The organism is Bacillus niameyensis, assembly GCF_001375535.1.
Taxonomy (GTDB): Bacteria; Bacillota; Bacilli; order Bacillales; family Bacillaceae_C; genus Lederbergia; species Lederbergia niameyensis.
Map to the genome: position 1 here is coordinate 3,728,984 of NZ_LN831197.1, position 16,115 is coordinate 3,745,098.

At 38.6% G+C, this 16,115-nt stretch carries 15 protein-coding genes; 12 read left to right on the forward strand and 3 right to left on the reverse strand.

What is annotated here, in order from left to right; all coding sequences use genetic code 11:
- Positions 1-167: 167 nt before the first annotated feature.
- Positions 168-1,337: a mandelate racemase/muconate lactonizing enzyme family protein gene (locus BN1243_RS17195; RefSeq protein ID WP_069201801.1), complete on the forward strand. Its 1,170-nt coding sequence runs from the start codon at positions 168-170 to the stop codon at positions 1,335-1,337.
- A 58-nt stretch (positions 1,338-1,395) separates the two neighbouring features.
- On the opposite strand, the gene BN1243_RS17200 is transcribed toward BN1243_RS17195, so the two are convergent.
- Positions 1,396-2,274: a CHY zinc finger protein gene (locus tag BN1243_RS17200; protein WP_062108881.1), complete on the reverse strand. Its 879-nt coding sequence runs from the start codon at positions 2,272-2,274 to the stop codon at positions 1,396-1,398.
- 431 nt (positions 2,275-2,705) lie between these two features.
- On the opposite strand from BN1243_RS17200, the gene BN1243_RS17205 reads away from it, so the two are divergent.
- From BN1243_RS17205 to manA, 11 genes are all read left to right on the forward strand, one after another.
- Positions 2,706-3,791 (forward strand): Gfo/Idh/MocA family protein, encoded by a 1,086-nt coding sequence (locus BN1243_RS17205; RefSeq protein ID WP_062108884.1) that lies wholly within the window; start codon positions 2,706-2,708, stop codon positions 3,789-3,791.
- A gap of 215 nt (positions 3,792-4,006) precedes the next feature.
- Positions 4,007-5,746, forward strand: coding sequence for a phospho-sugar mutase (locus BN1243_RS17210; protein ID WP_062108886.1), 1,740 nt, complete (start codon positions 4,007-4,009; stop codon positions 5,744-5,746).
- Positions 5,747-5,953: 207 nt separating this feature from the next.
- Complete coding sequence (locus tag BN1243_RS17215) at positions 5,954-6,364, forward strand: DUF4870 domain-containing protein (protein ID WP_230200242.1); 411 nt, start codon at positions 5,954-5,956, stop codon at positions 6,362-6,364.
- Between the two features lie 186 nt (positions 6,365-6,550).
- A complete protein-coding gene (locus BN1243_RS17220; protein ID WP_062108888.1) occupies positions 6,551-7,609 on the forward strand; it encodes an aldose epimerase family protein in 1,059 nt (352 codons plus the stop codon).
- 155 nt (positions 7,610-7,764) lie between these two features.
- On the forward strand, positions 7,765-8,739 hold the full coding sequence (locus tag BN1243_RS17225; protein ID WP_062108890.1) for an AAA family ATPase: 975 nt from the start codon (positions 7,765-7,767) through the stop codon (positions 8,737-8,739).
- A complete protein-coding gene (locus BN1243_RS17230) occupies positions 8,736-9,833 on the forward strand; it encodes a DUF58 domain-containing protein (RefSeq protein WP_062108892.1) in 1,098 nt (365 codons plus the stop codon). The genes BN1243_RS17225 and BN1243_RS17230 overlap by 4 nt, the downstream gene beginning before the upstream one ends.
- 14 nt (positions 9,834-9,847) lie before the next feature.
- Positions 9,848-11,134 (forward strand): DUF4129 domain-containing protein, encoded by a 1,287-nt coding sequence (locus BN1243_RS17235; RefSeq protein ID WP_062108894.1) that lies wholly within the window; start codon positions 9,848-9,850, stop codon positions 11,132-11,134.
- 27 nt (positions 11,135-11,161) lie between these two features.
- Complete coding sequence (locus tag BN1243_RS17240) at positions 11,162-11,776, forward strand: SGNH/GDSL hydrolase family protein (RefSeq protein WP_062108896.1); 615 nt, start codon at positions 11,162-11,164, stop codon at positions 11,774-11,776.
- A 96-nt stretch (positions 11,777-11,872) separates the two neighbouring features.
- Positions 11,873-13,039 carry an MFS transporter gene (locus BN1243_RS17245; RefSeq protein ID WP_062108898.1) on the forward strand — a complete coding sequence of 389 codons (1,167 nt, stop codon included), beginning with the start codon at positions 11,873-11,875 and terminating at the stop codon, positions 13,037-13,039.
- The gene (locus tag BN1243_RS17250; RefSeq protein WP_062108900.1) at positions 13,039-13,458 is read left to right on the forward strand and encodes a VanZ family protein; all 420 of its coding nucleotides are present in this window, start codon (positions 13,039-13,041) and stop codon (positions 13,456-13,458) included. The genes BN1243_RS17245 and BN1243_RS17250 overlap by 1 nt, the downstream gene beginning before the upstream one ends.
- Before the next feature lie 5 nt (positions 13,459-13,463).
- A complete protein-coding gene (gene manA / locus BN1243_RS17255) occupies positions 13,464-14,408 on the forward strand; it encodes a mannose-6-phosphate isomerase, class I (protein ID WP_062108902.1) in 945 nt (314 codons plus the stop codon).
- A gap of 69 nt (positions 14,409-14,477) precedes the next feature.
- Here manA and BN1243_RS17260 read toward each other — a convergent pair whose 3' ends face one another.
- A complete protein-coding gene (locus BN1243_RS17260) occupies positions 14,478-15,431 on the reverse strand; it encodes a DUF4179 domain-containing protein (protein ID WP_062108905.1) in 954 nt (317 codons plus the stop codon).
- Complete coding sequence (locus BN1243_RS17265; RefSeq protein WP_062108907.1) at positions 15,412-15,948, reverse strand: sigma-70 family RNA polymerase sigma factor; 537 nt, start codon at positions 15,946-15,948, stop codon at positions 15,412-15,414. The genes BN1243_RS17260 and BN1243_RS17265 overlap by 20 nt, the downstream gene beginning before the upstream one ends.
- Positions 15,949-16,115: the final 167 nt, after the last annotated feature.

Genomic DNA, 16,115 nt, shown 5'->3' on the forward strand with positions numbered 1-16,115 from the left:
TTCATTTTGAATCATTTAAAACATTGGTTGTCCGTATGATTCCCGTTTTAGAGTTCGAACAAGAATTTGCCCTCTTGTTAGGGCTAAGGGAGGTTTTAACCCAGATTATTAGTTCATTGTGATACAATACTAATAATTCATAATTTTCTAGGAGGGATGCATGCCTAATGAATATTTCCAGTATCGATGTGTATCCAGTAACATTACCTATGAAACAAAACTTCTCCACTTCACGAGGGCAAGTTGGAAACAAGAATGCAGGTGCGCCCCATGTCTATGTTCGAATTCGGACTGATGAAGGTTTGTGTGGATGGGGAGAGGCCCGTCCAAGTCCAAGGTGGAGTTACGAGACGTTGGAATCTGTCGTTAGTGCAATTCGAAATTATTTCGACGAAGCTATAGAGGGCGTTTCCATTTTTAATTTGGAAAAGATTCACACCCTGATGGATCAGCAAATTGCATCGGGCTTAACTAGGGGCCAGCCGATAGCAAAGGCTGCTATTGACATGGCCGTCATGGACTTAATCGGTAAAGCTACTAAACAGCCACTATCTCAAGTTTGGTTTTCAGAACAAAAGGACAAAATTGCGCTCTCCTATTTGATTAGTGTGAAAACAGTAGAGGAAGCGATAGAAAAGGCCGAAGAGGCGAAGGTAGCGGGCTATACTGGGATTGATCTTAAAATTGGCTTCGATCCGAAACGTGATATTGAAATCGTCCGTAACGTAAAAAAGGTTCATCCCGATGCGTTTTTACGAGTGGATGCAAATCAAGGCTATTCTTTGAAAGAGGCAATGCAAGTTTCAAAGAAATTAGAGGAGATTGGCGTCGATGTACTTGAACAACCGCTTGCTGCCAGTGATTTACTAGGCCATGCCGAGCTTCGGAAATATACGGAAATTCCGATTGCACTCGATGAAAGCGTATGGACTCCAGCAGATGTAGCGCGCGCAATAGAGTTCCGGGCATGTGATGCAATCGTCATTAAAGTTACAAAAATGGGCGGGCTTTCCAATGCTAAAAATTGTGGAGAAATAGCAAAAGCAGCCGGTTTCGACTTATTGGGCGGGGGACTTACCGAATCATCATTAGGTCTTTACGCAAGCAGTCATCTTTTTCACTCGCTAAACATTACGACACCGGTAGATCTGAATGGACCAATGTTTTTGCAAGATGATCCGTCTAAAATAAAGGCTAATGTAGAAAATGGGCAAGTAAAGTTACCTTTTGGAAATGGAATTGGCTGGGAAGTCGATCTGGAAAAACTTGGGTCGTTACACACAGCCCATAATAAGCCAAGGACGATAACCACAAAGGTTTTTCGAGAGGGGTACTGAAAGCTACAGCCATAAAAACTGGGTATGGAACCGATCAAATTCCATACCCAGATTATATTTAAAATAACTGATTAAAAATACTGCCTGCGGTTGTATCCATGATGATTCCTGAAACAATCGAAAATAGTGTCACACTTAACACCATATACAGCAAAAAGGCATAAAAAGGATCAATAAGCTTCGATTCTTTTGCCAAATACTTGCCCATTAGATAAAGTGGCACGACCGAAAGGGCAATGACAAGGGCGATTGTTAATAACATAGTACCGATAAATTGTGATTTAAGTAAAACTAATAGAAACGATAAAATGATTAAAATTAATGCAGGATTAAATAAGGCGCCATAATGGCTAATTATATCTTTATACGAAATATTAGGCCCGAAAAATTTACTAATGATAAATAATGAAAATGTTACAATGGCAATCGAAAGTAATGAAAATATAAAGATACTAATGAAACCTGTAATAAAATAGCCAGCAACTTCTTTTATAAACAAGAATCCCATATCTCCAAACCCGCCACGAATGAAACTTCTAACTAATAAAATCGGGGTCCATGAGACGAACAGTACAAAAATTCCGATAGAGATAAGGGCGTTCACCCATTCTGAGTTTTGCATTTCAAAGATTTTGGTTGGATGCTTAAGAAAGTGAAGAAAATAATTCCAATATTGCTTGGACTTTTCTTTTACTTTTTCAACGTGGTCATCTGTTCCCACTGTTTGGGCTTTGGCAGTCGCGGTCTCGGCTTGAGCAGACTGAACTTCCTGAACTGCAGGACTTAAATGAGAATCATTAGATGACGATGAATTTTCTTTCTGATCTTCATTTGGGATTTCTACTTCTGAATTTGCCTCATCTTGGTCAAAAGCCGATCCACACTTATCGCATAGATTTCCAGCGTTTTGTTCATGACCACAATTTGGACATAACATATAATCTTCCACCTCTATGTATATAATTTGATAGATTTCGCCATTATATGAATCTACTAAGCTCTCTATAATGACAAAAGGACTACTAAAAAAATGAAATTTCACACAATGAAAATTCTACAGCCAGTCTATGTAGGATAAATCCAATACCAATATTATCATGTGTACTACGTACTGTCATCCCGAATTTTGTCGAATGATGTCAGGTTGGTTCTATAGTAAAATTGGCATGTTTGTCAGGAGTACCCTTTTTTATCCTCAGCTAATCTTGAATGGTTTACAAAATACTGGAAAAGACCATGGTTACAGGCGAATTTTGAATGCGTAACTCACTGTTTTTTTTCATATATTTCAGTGTGTGCCAAGCACTTGACTATTTGTGTGGAAACGTTTAAATTTAAGACGAAGTTTAAAAAGGGAGATGAGATTGGATGTCAGAGAAGTTAAAGGTTGCGATCGTTGGTTGCGGCGGTATTGCTAATGGCAAGCATATGCCAAGTTTATCCAAACTCGAGCAAGTAGAATTAGTAGCTTTCTGTGATATTGTTGTAGAAAGAGCAGAAAGAGCAGCTGCAAAGTTTGGTGTAGAAGGCGCGAAAGTTTACGAAGATTATACTGAACTATTAAAAGATGGTTCTATCGATGTTGTGCATGTTTGTACCCCAAATAGTTCTCATGCGGAAATTTCGATTGCAGCTTTGGAAGCTGATAAGCATGTTATGTGTGAAAAGCCGATGGCTAAAACATCGGAAGAAGCTCGCCAAATGGTAGAAACGGCCAAGAGAACAGGTAAAAAATTAACGATTGGCTATAATAACCGTTTCCGACCTGACAGCCTTCATTTACATAATATTTGTGAACGTGGTGACTTGGGCGAAGTTTATTTTGCGAAAGCTCATGCGATTCGTCGCCGTGCGGTTCCGACTTGGGGCGTATTTTTAGACGAAGAAAAACAAGGTGGCGGACCTTTAATTGATATCGGTACCCACGCACTAGATTTAACATTATGGATGATGGACAACTACAAGCCGAAAGCTGTACTTGGAACATCCTATCATAAATTGGGTCACAAGGAAAATTCTGCAAACGCGTTTGGTCCATGGGATCCTAAAGAGTTTACAGTAGAAGATTCTGCATTTGGTTTCATCACGATGGAAAATGGAGCTACGATTGTTCTTGAATCTAGTTGGGCTCTTAATACATTAGAAGTAGATGAAGCTAAGGTTTCTTTAAGTGGTACGGAAGCAGGAGCTGATATGAAAGGCGGCCTTCGTATTAACGGTGAGGAATTCGGCAGACTTTATACGAAAGAAGTCGACTTAAAAACTGGCGGTGTCGCTTTCTTTAGTGGCGGCAGTGGCGAAAGTGATTCAGATATTGAAGCGCGTCAATGGATTAACAGCATTATTAACGATACAGAGCCGCTTGTAAAACCAGAACAGGCTTTTGTTGTAACGCAAATCCTTGAAGCGATTTATGAATCAGCGAAAACAGGTAAAGCAGTATACTTTGACTAAAAGTCTTTTGAAAAATTCCGATCCCGCATGCTGGGTCGGGATTTTTTTCTTATGGATATCTCTAAAAGATTCGCCAAAAGATTTGACCATCTTGCGAATGATTGATGAACCGTAATATGGTAGTATTAAAGTGTTTGGAACATTAAAGAAGTAAATCTTAATTCGACAAAATTCGGGGCGTGCCAGGCACCGCCTCTCTTTAAGGAGGATTTTATATGTCTTGGAAAGATAAGCTAGAGAATTGGATCGGCTTCGCTGAATTGGATGCTGACTTACGTGAACAGTTAACTTTGATGCAGGCGGATGAGAAGGCACTCGAAGATAGTTTTTATAAGGAATTGGAGTTCGGTACTGGGGGAATGCGCGGTGAATTAGGGCCTGGGACAAATCGTATGAACGTGTATACCGTCCGCAAAGCTGCAGAAGGGTTAGCCCAATACATAGAAGAACAAGGTCAGCAAGCTAAAATTCGCGGTGTCGTTATTGCTTATGATTCGCGTCATATGTCACCGGAGTTTGCCCTGGAAGTGGCTAAAACAGTTGGAAAGCATGGGATTCAAGCATATCTTTTCGATGAGTTGCATCCAACTCCATTATTGTCTTTCGCTGTCCGTTATTTACATGCGTTTGCCGGTGTTATGATTACCGCGAGCCATAATCCTCCTGAATATAATGGGTTGAAAGTATATGGAGAAGATGGTGGTCAACTTCCACCAGGACCTGCGGATGAATTAATTGGCTATGTTAGAAATGCTGGCAATGAGCTAGAAATTGAAGTAGCAGATAGCGAAGAACTTATTCGTAATGGATTGCTTACTTATATCGGCGCAAAAGTTGATCAAGCCTATATTCAAGCAATGAAGTCGATTCATTTAAATGAAGAAGCAGTTGAAAAGGCTGGGAAAGAACTAAAAATTGTTTTTACTCCCCTTCACGGAACAGCCAACCATTCCGTTCGAGCCGGCCTTCGTGCCTTTGGCTTTGAGAATGTAACAGTCGTCAAGGAACAGGAATTGCCTGACCCGAATTTTTCGACTGTAAAGTCTCCGAATCCAGAAGAACATGCTGCTTTTGAAATTGCGATTCGTTATGGTAAGGAAATAGACGCTGATATTTTACTTGGAACTGATCCAGATGCAGATAGACTTGGCGTAGCGGTAAAAAATCATGATGGGGAATATGTTGTCCTTACTGGAAATCAAGTAGGTGCATTAATGACCCATTATATTTTAAAACAAAAGCAAAGTAACGGCACATTACCTAAAAACGGAATTGTAATTAAGACAATCGTAACTTCTGAAATTGGAAGAGCGATTGCGGAAAGTTTTGGAATGGCCTCTCTTGATACACTTACAGGATTTAAATTTATTGGAGAGAAAATTAAAGAATTTGAATCAACAAATGCACATCAGTTTTTATTCGGATATGAGGAAAGCTACGGTTATTTAATCGGCGATTTTGTTCGAGATAAAGATGCGGTTCAAACGGCGGTTTTTGCTGCAGAAGTGGCTGCTTACTATAAAATGCAAGGAAAATCCCTTTATGATGGATTAATGGACATCTTTGAGGAATATGGTTTTTACCGAGAATCATTGCAATCCCTCACGTTAAAAGGAAAAGAGGGTGCTGAGCAAATTGTGGGAATTTTAGAATCGTTCCGTAACGCTCCTCCTAAAGTTATTGGCGATGTTGATGTTGCGATTATTGAGGATTATGAACTAAGTGAAAGCTTGGATGTAAAAACTAGTACAAAAGCCGCAATAGAGTTGCCAAAATCCAATGTGTTGAAATTTAAACTAGCTGATGGTTCTTGGTTCTGCCTCCGTCCATCAGGTACAGAACCAAAAATTAAATTTTACTTTGCTGTAAAAGGTGAAACATTGGAGGGTAGTACTGAAAAGCTTCAACTATTGGAAACAGAAGTTATGAAGAAAATAGAAGAGCTTATTAATTAATGGTTTTGGCCCATTCCTGAAGAAATCGGGGATGGGCTTTTTATGAGGAATCTTAGGTATAAAATCATAGCATCTGTACTTTTAGCATAAAAAAGCGGGATATTTGATGGGGATTTAAACATCACTCTTTTGCAGGATGGAAATATTCTGAACTTTAGATATGATGAAAGTATTGTCTATCGTCACGATGTTAAAGGAGGGAATGCAATGAGCCAGACAGATCCAATGGATCCTCAAAACGAGAATAATGAAGAAAGTAATAAACCAGTTGAGACAAATCTAGAGGGAAATAAAAATAATAAAACCTCAACAGGGCTAGAGGAAAATGTTGCAAGCTTAATAGCTTATCTCGCTGGTTTTGTTTCAGGGATTATTTTTCTTATCCTCGAAAAGGAAAATAAAGTCGTTCGCTTTCATGCGTTACAGTCCATAGCTTTGACGGTTTCTTATCTTATTCTTGATTTTGTCTTTAATTACGTTCCGTTAATTGGTTGGTTATTTAACTTGCTATTATATCCAGCAGGATTAGTACTTTGGATTCTCTGCATGGTGAAAGCGTATCAAGGGCAGAAATTCAAGATTCCTGTATTGGGAGATCTTGCCGATCAATATAAATAAGGAATTATGACCCACTCCTACATTTGGAGGGGTTTTTTTGTTTTTTTCTATAAAGCGAAATCGATCATATCCACCACTATTTTCCAATTGTTTAGAAAATATCTCTCGAATTTGTTATTTCAAATTGACTGTTTCCGAAAGGAAGACTATGATGAAAGATGTAGAACTCAGGAAAGGCGGATGGATATGAAGGTAACAAAAAGTGTATTTGGCTATATAGAAGATACACCCGTATACTCATATACCATTACAAACGTAAATGGAGTCGAAGTGACTTGCATCGATTATGGTTGTACGATTACTAGAATGGTAACACCAGATCAAAAAGGCCGTTTGGAAAATATTGTTCTCGGATTTGATAATCTAGAAGACTATCTCCAACACTCCCCCTATTTTGGCTGTATAGTAGGACGTGTTGCAGGTAGAATTGGTGGTGCGACCTTTGATCTGGAAGGAAAAACCTATTCTCTCGCAAAAAATGAAGGTGAGAATCATTTACATGGCGGGGAAAAAGGGTTTAGTCACATGATTTGGAATTCTTCCTACGAAGAAGATATAAATCGAGCGAGTGTTATTTTTACACATTTTAGTTCTGATGGGGAAGAAGGATATCCAGGAAACTTAGCAATGAAAGTGACCTATACATTGACAAATGATAATGAATTTATGATTCATTATTATGGAAAATCAGATGAAACGACTCTATTAAATGTTACCAATCATTCTTACTTCAATTTAAGCGGTGATTTGAAACGTACCGTACTCGATCATACGCTAACGATGAAGAGTGATCAATTCGTTGAATTAAATGAGAGTTTACTACCAACTGGTACGATTTTGGATGTAGAAGATACTGCTTTTGACTTCCGGAATGGACAAGCGATTAAAGCTGGTGTGGAATCGAATCACCCACAAAATCGACTTGTTGGCGGAGGGTACGACCATCCTTTCATTTTATCGGCAAACCATTGTGAGGAAATTTATCTAGCCGATCCGGAAAGCGGAAGGACATTGACAGTTGAAACTGATGAGAAAAGCGTTGTTGTCTACACAGCCAACCAACTTTCTGATGAAAAGGAAATATATGGTGTACCAGCACGCAAACATTTAGGGATTTGCCTTGAAACTCAAGGTGTTCCAGATGCCATTCATCATCCTAATTTCCCGGCTTGGATTTTAGAGAAAAATAAACCTTTCTCATCCGTAACAAAATATTACTTAGGAATTACAAGTGAACAAAAATAGAGATTTTGGAAACTTATGTATATTGAAACCGCATGATCGGTTTCTTTTTAAACTGTTATGTTTACGCTTACATATATATTTATAGTTTATGCCTTTTTTCATATTTGTAAAGTATGAGTTTTACCAATCCTGTAAGAAAAAGGAGGCTGCCAAAAATGCAGTTTACTATGATAAAAGAAATGGCAGACAACGTAAAGAAAAACATTCAAGAAGTGATCATTGGTAAGGATGAGACGATTGATTTGCTTTTAGTAGCACTTATTTCTTCTGGACATGTTCTCCTTGAAGATGTTCCAGGAACAGGGAAAACGTTAATGGCTAAATCAATGGCACAATCTTTATCTTGTTCATTTAAGCGAATTCAATTTACACCGGATCTACTTCCATCGGATGTGACAGGGATTCATTTTTACAATCAAAAAATGGGTGAATTTGAATTTCGTTCAGGTCCAATTTTTGCCAATATCGTACTTGCTGATGAAATCAACCGTGCTACACCGAGAACACAATCTAGTTTACTAGAATGTATGGAAGAGAAACAGACAACGATTGATGGCGAAACTCATTTCTTGGAACTGCCTTTTATGGTTATCGCGACACAAAACCCGCTAGAGAGCCAAGGGACATTTCCACTGCCAGAAGCCCAGTTGGATCGCTTTTTGCTAAAAGTTAATTTGGGATATCCTTCAAAAGAAGAAGGAATTGCTATTTTAAAGCGATTTAAAGAACGAAATCCAATTGATGAAATTCAGCCTGTAGCAGGTCGTAATTTAATATTAGAAGCACAAAAGCTTTACTCGAAGGTTTATGTGAGTGATGACATGCTACGCTACATAATGGATGTCGTTGAAATGACAAGATCCCATGAACATGTAGAATTGGGAGTAAGTCCACGTGGAAGTCAAGCTTTGCTTAGAGCAGTTCAAGTATATGCTGTATTACAAGGCAGAGAGTATGTCATTCCCGATGATGTAAAAGCATTGGCAAAACCTGTACTAGGGCACCGAATGGTTTTAACTCAAATGAAGCGAGTTGGAGAGAATCAGGCAGATGCTGTTCTTGAAGATATTCTTACCAAGGTTCCTGTCCCAAGTGAGGATTTCAAAAACAAGGGTATGACGGTAAAATGAATATAGCATGGTTTATTTTCGTTACGATTGTTATCGTCCTTCTACAAATTTATATTTATGGAAAGTGGGGACTTGCGCGAGTTCAATATAAAAGATCTTTCAGTAAGCAAGTTGCGTTCGTCGGTGAACAGATTGAAATGGTAGATGAAATTTCTAATAGAAAGTTGTTGCCTGTACCATGGTTGCGGCTTGAATCAAAAATTAGTGCACACCTGCAATTTCAACGTAATTCCGAAAATAATCATGAAATGAATGCGGATGGTGAGTTTCATCGAACACTTTTCAGTTTAATGCCCTATCAAAAAGTACGTAGAAGACAAACACTAACTTGTACGAAAAGAGGGCATTATCGGTTCGAAACTGTCTCGCTCACAACTGGTGATGTCTTTGGTGTTGGGGACATATTTCAAAGTGTTCCCGCGAAGGCGGAAATAACTGTTTATCCTACCTTAGTGTCGATGGATAGCATTCCATTGCCAGCCCATAGTTGGTTAGGAGATCTTATCGTCCGCAGGTGGATTATGGAAGATCCGTTTTTGACGGCGGGCGTTCGCGATTATGCGAGTGGCGATCCTCTTAATACGATTCATTGGAAAGCGACCGCTCGAACGAATCGTTTACAAGTGAATAAAAAGGATTTTTCAGCGGATCATCATTTAATGATTTATTTAAATTTCAATCAAACTGAGGATATGTGGCGGCCGATTATAGATGAAGAGTTAATGGAGCGGGCGATTTCCTATGCAGCCTCCATTGCTCAATATGCACTTACTAATGGGATTAGCACAGGGTTTGGCTGCAATGGCTATTTTGATGAATCGAATAAAAAGTCGATTAGAATCGAGCCGGAAAATGGGAAACAGCAGCTTAATTATTTATTAGAAACGATGGCTAAATTGAAAATTGGAACGAGTACTTACTTTGATTTTTTCTTAAAAGAAGAAGTAGAACGAAACATGGAAGGGATGGACATTCTGATTATTACCGAAATGGTAACGGAAAAAATGCATGAGATGATTAAACAATTGGAAGATGGCGGTAACTCCGTTGAAATTCTTGAATTGGAACCTGAAAAGCTTCGGCAAGCCAATTAGGATGTGATTGAGCTATGATTTTATTAAAAAAGCTAAAAGACGCTTTATATCAAGGTGTATTTGAATTTCTACTCATATTCCCGATTATTTTAATGGGAGGAATTTTGCTTGTTGGCGGAGAACGATTATGGTACTGGATTGCTCTCCTTTTTGGATTGTTTTTACTAGGTGTTTTAATACGGAGTGGCTTCCCAAATCAGAAATGGTGGTTCGCCTCAATACTATCGCTAGTATTAGGGGTTATTCCGGTTTTCCTATTTGATTTATTTTGGGCAATGCTTATCCCTTTAGCATTTGTACAAGTGGTTTTTCTGTTTAGAGGAATGATGTTCGGTGGCGGAGCGCAGCCTTTACCGATTATGTTTATGTGGTTCGGTGGATTTGCGATCTATTTTATTAGTTATTTTTTAATTCGTTATATAGAAATCTTTAATCCTTATTTTTCGCTGTTTTCCATTTGTGCTTTTATTTCAGTTGGAGTGACACTTCTTCTTTCTAATCATGAAACATTGAAAAACTCAACACTCTCCAAAGACCGGAAACCAATGATTAGCCGTGCTATGAAAAACCAAAATCGTGTCTATTTACTGATAACCTTTATAGTAATCGTCCTTTTTTCTAATATCGGAAAAATTCGAGAATGGTTATGGAATGGATTTAAAGCCATCGTTCAATGGATTCTTGGCGACTCTTCTACCGGGGAAATTGAACCTATTCCAGAAGAGGCTCCACCTTCGTCTGGGATGTTACCAGGTTTTCCGGATGATGAGAAATCTGCTTTTGCAGAAATCTTTTACATGATCCTGACCTACATAGCCTATGTATTTGTCGCAGGCCTCGTTGTTCTGCTTTTATCGTTAATGGTCAAAAGGGTAAGACAAAAGGTCGCGGAAGTCGTTCGGAGGTTCATTCTGTATATAAAAGAACTTTTATCTCGAGCATTGAAAAATGAGGAGACTCATGAATATGTCGATGAGAAGGAAAGTCTTTTTGACTGGAAAGAGTGGAGGCAAGAGCAACAGGAAAAGGCAAAAAATATGATGAGAAATATGTTTAAACGTGAACCGCGCTGGGATTCATTATCGAATCAGGAGAAGGTTAGGTATGTATACCGTAAGCTGTTGGAACGCGAAAGTTTAGAGGGGGCACAAGCAATGACACCACGTGAAATTCTCGCGGAACTAGATCTATCGGATGAAGCGCTATTACGTCTGCTGCGGGATGCTTATGAAGGAGTCCGCTATGGGGAGCTGGAAATGGATGAGCGAACAATTAAGGAGCTGCGTGCAATTTTAAAATAATATCGGAAAATTAAAGGAGGAAGAGAAATGGATAAGCATTCACGTATTCTATTAATTGGAGACAGCATAACCGACAGTCACCGAGGGGAAGATCCAGAAGGACTCGGATTCGGTTATGTGCGGCTTATTCACGATTATGTATTGACAACATATCCAGAAAAGGAACTAGAGATCATTAATAGGGGGATTAGCGGCAATCGAGTCATAGATTTGGAAGTAAGATGGGAAGAAGATGTTCTAGCATTAAACCCCGATTATGTATCGATTTCGATTGGAATTAATGATGTGTGGCGACAGCTTGATCGACCGAATATCGATCAAGTTTATCCAGAGCAGTTTGAACGAGTACTTAATGAATTGTGTGAAAAAACGAATGCTCGCCTAATTTTAATGGAGCCGACCATTATTGAAGAAAATCCAACATCTGAAGGTAATCAAAAACTACGTGAGTATGTGGAAATTGTTCGGAAGCTTGCGAATAAATATGGTGCTGTATTAGTGCCTACTCATGAGGATTTCCAACAATACTTACGCTCCGGAAATACGCAGAAACTAACGACCGATGGGGTTCACATGAATTCGGCCGGAAATATGTTAATGGCACGATCTTGGTTAAAAGCCTGTAAAGATACAATTGAATAATAGTTTTATATTAGCCAGTCCGAAAAATAGGACTGGCTGTCATTATGGAAAATATCCTCTAAAAATAAAATTGAATGCAAAAGGATGCGTCATGTCATGAAAAGTCATCGTCCGCTAATTCCATTTATTCTTTATCTGTTTGTGATTGGGGCAATCAACAGCTTTATCGTTAGTTATTTTCCGTTATACTTTCAGAATAAAGGTTTAACAACTTCGGAAATTGGCAGATTTCTAGCTATAGGAACATTCTTCGGATTATTAGGACAACCTATTTGGGGATTTATAAGTGATAAATATAAAACGGTTAAAAAAGTTTTGATTACCGTTATTATTGGGAGTTTGCTTGGTATGGTTTGGATCTTTCAAACATCTAGTCTTGTTTGGATCTTTGTGGCAGGTTCATTCTTTTATCTATTTTATAACACGCTTTTTCCGCTTTCAGAAAATTTATCGAAACGGATGGCTGATCAAGAAGGGATTTCTTTTGGCGTGCTTCGTTCATGGCCAGCAATTGGATTTGCAGTACTGACGCTTGGGAGCGGCTTTTTCTTCGCTAAAATGGGGATTGGCTATCTTTGGTTACCTATGATACTGCTTGGCATGATAGCACTCATTTTAGCGTTCCGCTTAAAGGATGCAAAGACAGGTACTAAAAAAGTGGACTATCGGGATATGGGCAAGTTTTTCAAGAATCCAACTTTACTCTTATTCTTTTTAGTTTTATCTTTTATATCTTTAGCCCATCGGATGAATGATAGTTTCGTAAGCTTGCATCTTCTTGAAATTGGCGGCAACGAGATGCTTGTCGGTTGGTTATGGTTTATTGCTGTATTAAGTGAAGCTGTTGCCTTTTTTACAAGCGCGTGGTGGTTTCGCCGTCCCGAAAGGCCGATTCACTATATCATTATAGCGGGCTTCCTTTATCTGATTCGCTGGTTTTTAATCGCCTTTATTGATGATCCTATCTTATTGCTAGCCGTTCAAGTTTTTCACGGCTTCTGCTATGCGATTTTCTTTATGGGGGCAATTGAATATTTATATAAATTGCTTCCAAAGGAGCTGCAAGCGACAGGGCATATGGTCTTTGTCCTTATTGTTTTTGGAATAACAGGCATTATTGGCTCATATGCGGGCGGCTATATTTTTGACGCTTTTGGAGGACCTACTTTATACTTTATTATGACGATTCTTACATTAATTGGTATTATCGGTCTGTTGCTTTTTAACGGATTGGGAAAAGAAAAGGTGAAGGTAGTGGAATAATGAGGAAAAAATACCTTTGGTTCATAGTTGCAATCCTCTATTGTGTTGCTATCTTTGTTACAACAGCTTCCCCGTCATCAACTGGAGGAAGCACACAGTTTTTGATTGAAAAGCTTTTGCGACTTTCAGAAAATCAAGCGCAAGTCTTAAATGTCCTTTTTCGAAAAACAGTTCATTTGACAGCATTTGGCTTTCTAGCGTTTTTATTCTACAATAGTTTTGAGAAGAGCAGGTTTTTCAAGGCATGGATCCTAACAACGATTTATGCAGCTATAGATGAATGGCACCAAGCCTTTATTCCTGAGCGGACAGGCTCGATCATCGATGTTGGGATTGATTCGATCGGAGCTTTACTAACTTTAGGATTCATCTATGTATTTATCAAATATCGACAGGTGAAGCAATTAAAGAAAGGATGAACATCATGACAGAACCTTTATTTTTAAAACCAGTCTTTCAGGAAAGAATTTGGGGTGGAACAGCACTAAAAGATAAGTTTGGTTATGAGATTCCGAACGACCATACTGGTGAATGTTGGGCGATTTCGGCACACCCGAATGGTCCATCCGTTGTAGAAAACGGGGAATTTGCCGGCAAAACGTTAATTGAATTGTGGACAGAACAGCCGGAATTATTCGGCAATCATCCTACTAAAGTGTTCCCGCTGTTAACGAAGATATTAGATGCTAATGCAGATCTTTCTGTACAAGTTCATCCGGATGATGAGTATGCCAATCTTCATGAAAATGGAGAGCTTGGAAAGACGGAATGCTGGTATATTATTGACTGTAAAGAGGGCGCTGAGCTAATTTACGGGCATACGGCCAACACGAAAGAACAATTCGAGAAAATGATTGAAGATGACGAATGGAAGCAATTATTACGTACCGTGAAAATTAAGCCAGGTGACTTCTTCTACGTACCAAGCGGAACGATTCATGCGCTTGGCGAAGGAACGCTTGTACTTGAAACACAACAAAGCTCGGATACGACATACCGTCTTTATGACTATGGTCGTCTACAAGATGGTAAGCCGCGGGAGCTTCATATCGAACAATCAGTTGCAGTGGCAACAATTCCGCACAAAGATGCTGATACAACTCCTGAAGTGAAGACGATTCCGGGTGCGGAAATCACTAAATTTGTCGAAGCTGAATATTTTACTGTTTATAAATGGGAACTTAATGGACAAGCAGAATTCCAACAAGACAGCCCGTTCCTCCTAGTTAGTGTTATAGATGGTGACGCCACGATGAACGTAGGGTCGGAATCTTACCCAATCAAAAAAGGCGATCATTTCATTCTTCCTGCAAGTACAGGAGCATTTACATTGGATGGAAATGCGCAGATGATTGTGTCCCATGTGTAAGTTTTATTGAATGGAAAGACGCTCAAAATTGAATAACGTTGAGCGTCTTTTACATTTTTAAATGGATTATTATTCTTGCACACTCACCTTAAGAGGTTCTAATTCAATAAATTTCCCGTCCATTCGATACCCAGGATAGATGATTAAATATTTATTACTGTCGTTAATCCCTGTCTGAAATACTGCAGAGTCCGAGCCATGATGCAGATGGGTATGATCTGATAGTTCCTTCCCTTTATGATCCAATATCCGTAAAGTAAGTAAATCCTCCGGGATATTTGTTGTATAATCTACTCGCATATTGGATGTACCCGATACGATAGATTCCACTGTAAAGGAGTAGTTTTCATCCTCAGTTTTACTATTTTCAAAGGTGAATGTTTTTAAAGGAAGCTGGGTTACGGGTACTTCAAATGACCAACTACCTTCAACACCTCCCATATTCGTAAACGTAATTGGGAGGGTATAATCCGTCGGAAGCTGTTTGTCTGGATATTCTATCTCAATGAAGGATACAAAATGATCATCTACTTTTTGTAGATCCCCGATACTGCCGCTCCATCCCTGATCGTTAAATAGATAGAAATCATAATCGATGACCATATCATTCTTTATTTTACTAATTTCTCCTTCTTCTTCAGCTTTAAAGCTAATCCCCATATATAAACCATCATAATAGGCACTTGTTAACGTAATTTGAACCCCATTATCTGAAACCGTTTCGTTCAGTGGTGTTAATAAATTCTTCTCTTCTAAATCTTTACCTATAGACATCTGGAAAGATTCATAAATGAGTCCAATAACTGGAACATTGGCTAATACTTTTGTCATCGGCGCAAATAGAAAACCTGAGATCAAAAGTAGGGAAGCCGCCATTGAAGCCATGGGCACCAACATCTTTGCTTTCCTTTTACGATTCTTACTTTTTTTCCCTTTTTCAATCCCGTTATTAATCCTTAAAAATAATTCATCCTCAGGGACGTCAATATTTTCTGTTATTACATTAAACGATACTTTGTCCATAATGATAGTCTCCTTCCAATAGCTTTTTTAACTCCATCTTGGCACGCCGGAGATACGATTTTACTGTTCCTTCAGGCTTATCCATCATGGTGGCAATCATCTGAATCGGTAAATCGTGATAGTAAAATAAAATAATCGCCGTTTTCTGATTTTCTTGTAAGTTATTAAGGGCTTCGGCAAGATCTAAGCTTTGATGAATCTCGATGACTTTTTCGTCCTGTAAATTAGGTAAGGATTCATAGTCAACAGTTATTAGCTTTTTATTCTTCTCTAGCACCCGATAAGCAGTTCGGATCAAAATTTTTATAAGCCACGTACTAAAATATTCAGGACTTTTTAAGTTATGGATTGATTTAAACGCTTTATAAACAGTTTCTTGCACAACATCTAAAGCATCTTCTTTGTTGCCTACATATAAAAACGCTGTTCTGTACAATTTACTACTCTCTTGTTTGATCAATAGTTCAAAAGCCGTTTCATCACCTTTAATGGCTTTTTTAACAATATTATGCTCCATTCTGATTTCCCCCTTTCATACTATTAGAGCCCAATCATTCTAGAAAAGTTTAATTATATTAAAAATATATTTTCGTCTATTATTTTTCGCTTTGTCAGCAAAGGATAGGCTAGTCCTTTTCAGCGGAGTGCGGAAAAGTAAATAAGTGAATGTAAGCTTTTTGCAAA

Bases quoted from the DNA above. Each gene is read 5' to 3' on its own strand.
- BN1243_RS17200 (WP_062108881.1), bottom strand. From the start codon at position 2,274: ATGTTATGTCCAAATTGTGGTCATGAACAAAACGCTGGAAATCTATGC.
- BN1243_RS17220 (WP_062108888.1), top strand. From the start codon at position 6,551: ATGAAGGTAACAAAAAGTGTATTTGGCTATATAGAAGATACACCCGTA.
- BN1243_RS17210 (WP_062108886.1), top strand. From the start codon at position 4,007: ATGTCTTGGAAAGATAAGCTAGAGAATTGGATCGGCTTCGCTGAATTG.
- BN1243_RS17230 (WP_062108892.1), top strand. From the start codon at position 8,736: ATGAATATAGCATGGTTTATTTTCGTTACGATTGTTATCGTCCTTCTA.
- BN1243_RS17215 (WP_230200242.1), top strand. From the start codon at position 5,954: ATGAGCCAGACAGATCCAATGGATCCTCAAAACGAGAATAATGAAGAA.
- BN1243_RS17240 (WP_062108896.1), top strand. From the start codon at position 11,162: ATGGATAAGCATTCACGTATTCTATTAATTGGAGACAGCATAACCGAC.
- manA (WP_062108902.1), top strand. From the start codon at position 13,464: ATGACAGAACCTTTATTTTTAAAACCAGTCTTTCAGGAAAGAATTTGG.
- BN1243_RS17205 (WP_062108884.1), top strand. From the start codon at position 2,706: ATGTCAGAGAAGTTAAAGGTTGCGATCGTTGGTTGCGGCGGTATTGCT.
- BN1243_RS17265 (WP_062108907.1), bottom strand. From the start codon at position 15,948: ATGGAGCATAATATTGTTAAAAAAGCCATTAAAGGTGATGAAACGGCT.
- BN1243_RS17245 (WP_062108898.1), top strand. From the start codon at position 11,873: ATGAAAAGTCATCGTCCGCTAATTCCATTTATTCTTTATCTGTTTGTG.
- BN1243_RS17260 (WP_062108905.1), bottom strand. From the start codon at position 15,431: ATGGACAAAGTATCGTTTAATGTAATAACAGAAAATATTGACGTCCCT.
- BN1243_RS17250 (WP_062108900.1), top strand. From the start codon at position 13,039: ATGAGGAAAAAATACCTTTGGTTCATAGTTGCAATCCTCTATTGTGTT.
- BN1243_RS17195 (WP_069201801.1), top strand. From the start codon at position 168: ATGAATATTTCCAGTATCGATGTGTATCCAGTAACATTACCTATGAAA.
- BN1243_RS17225 (WP_062108890.1), top strand. From the start codon at position 7,765: ATGCAGTTTACTATGATAAAAGAAATGGCAGACAACGTAAAGAAAAAC.
- BN1243_RS17235 (WP_062108894.1), top strand. From the start codon at position 9,848: ATGATTTTATTAAAAAAGCTAAAAGACGCTTTATATCAAGGTGTATTT.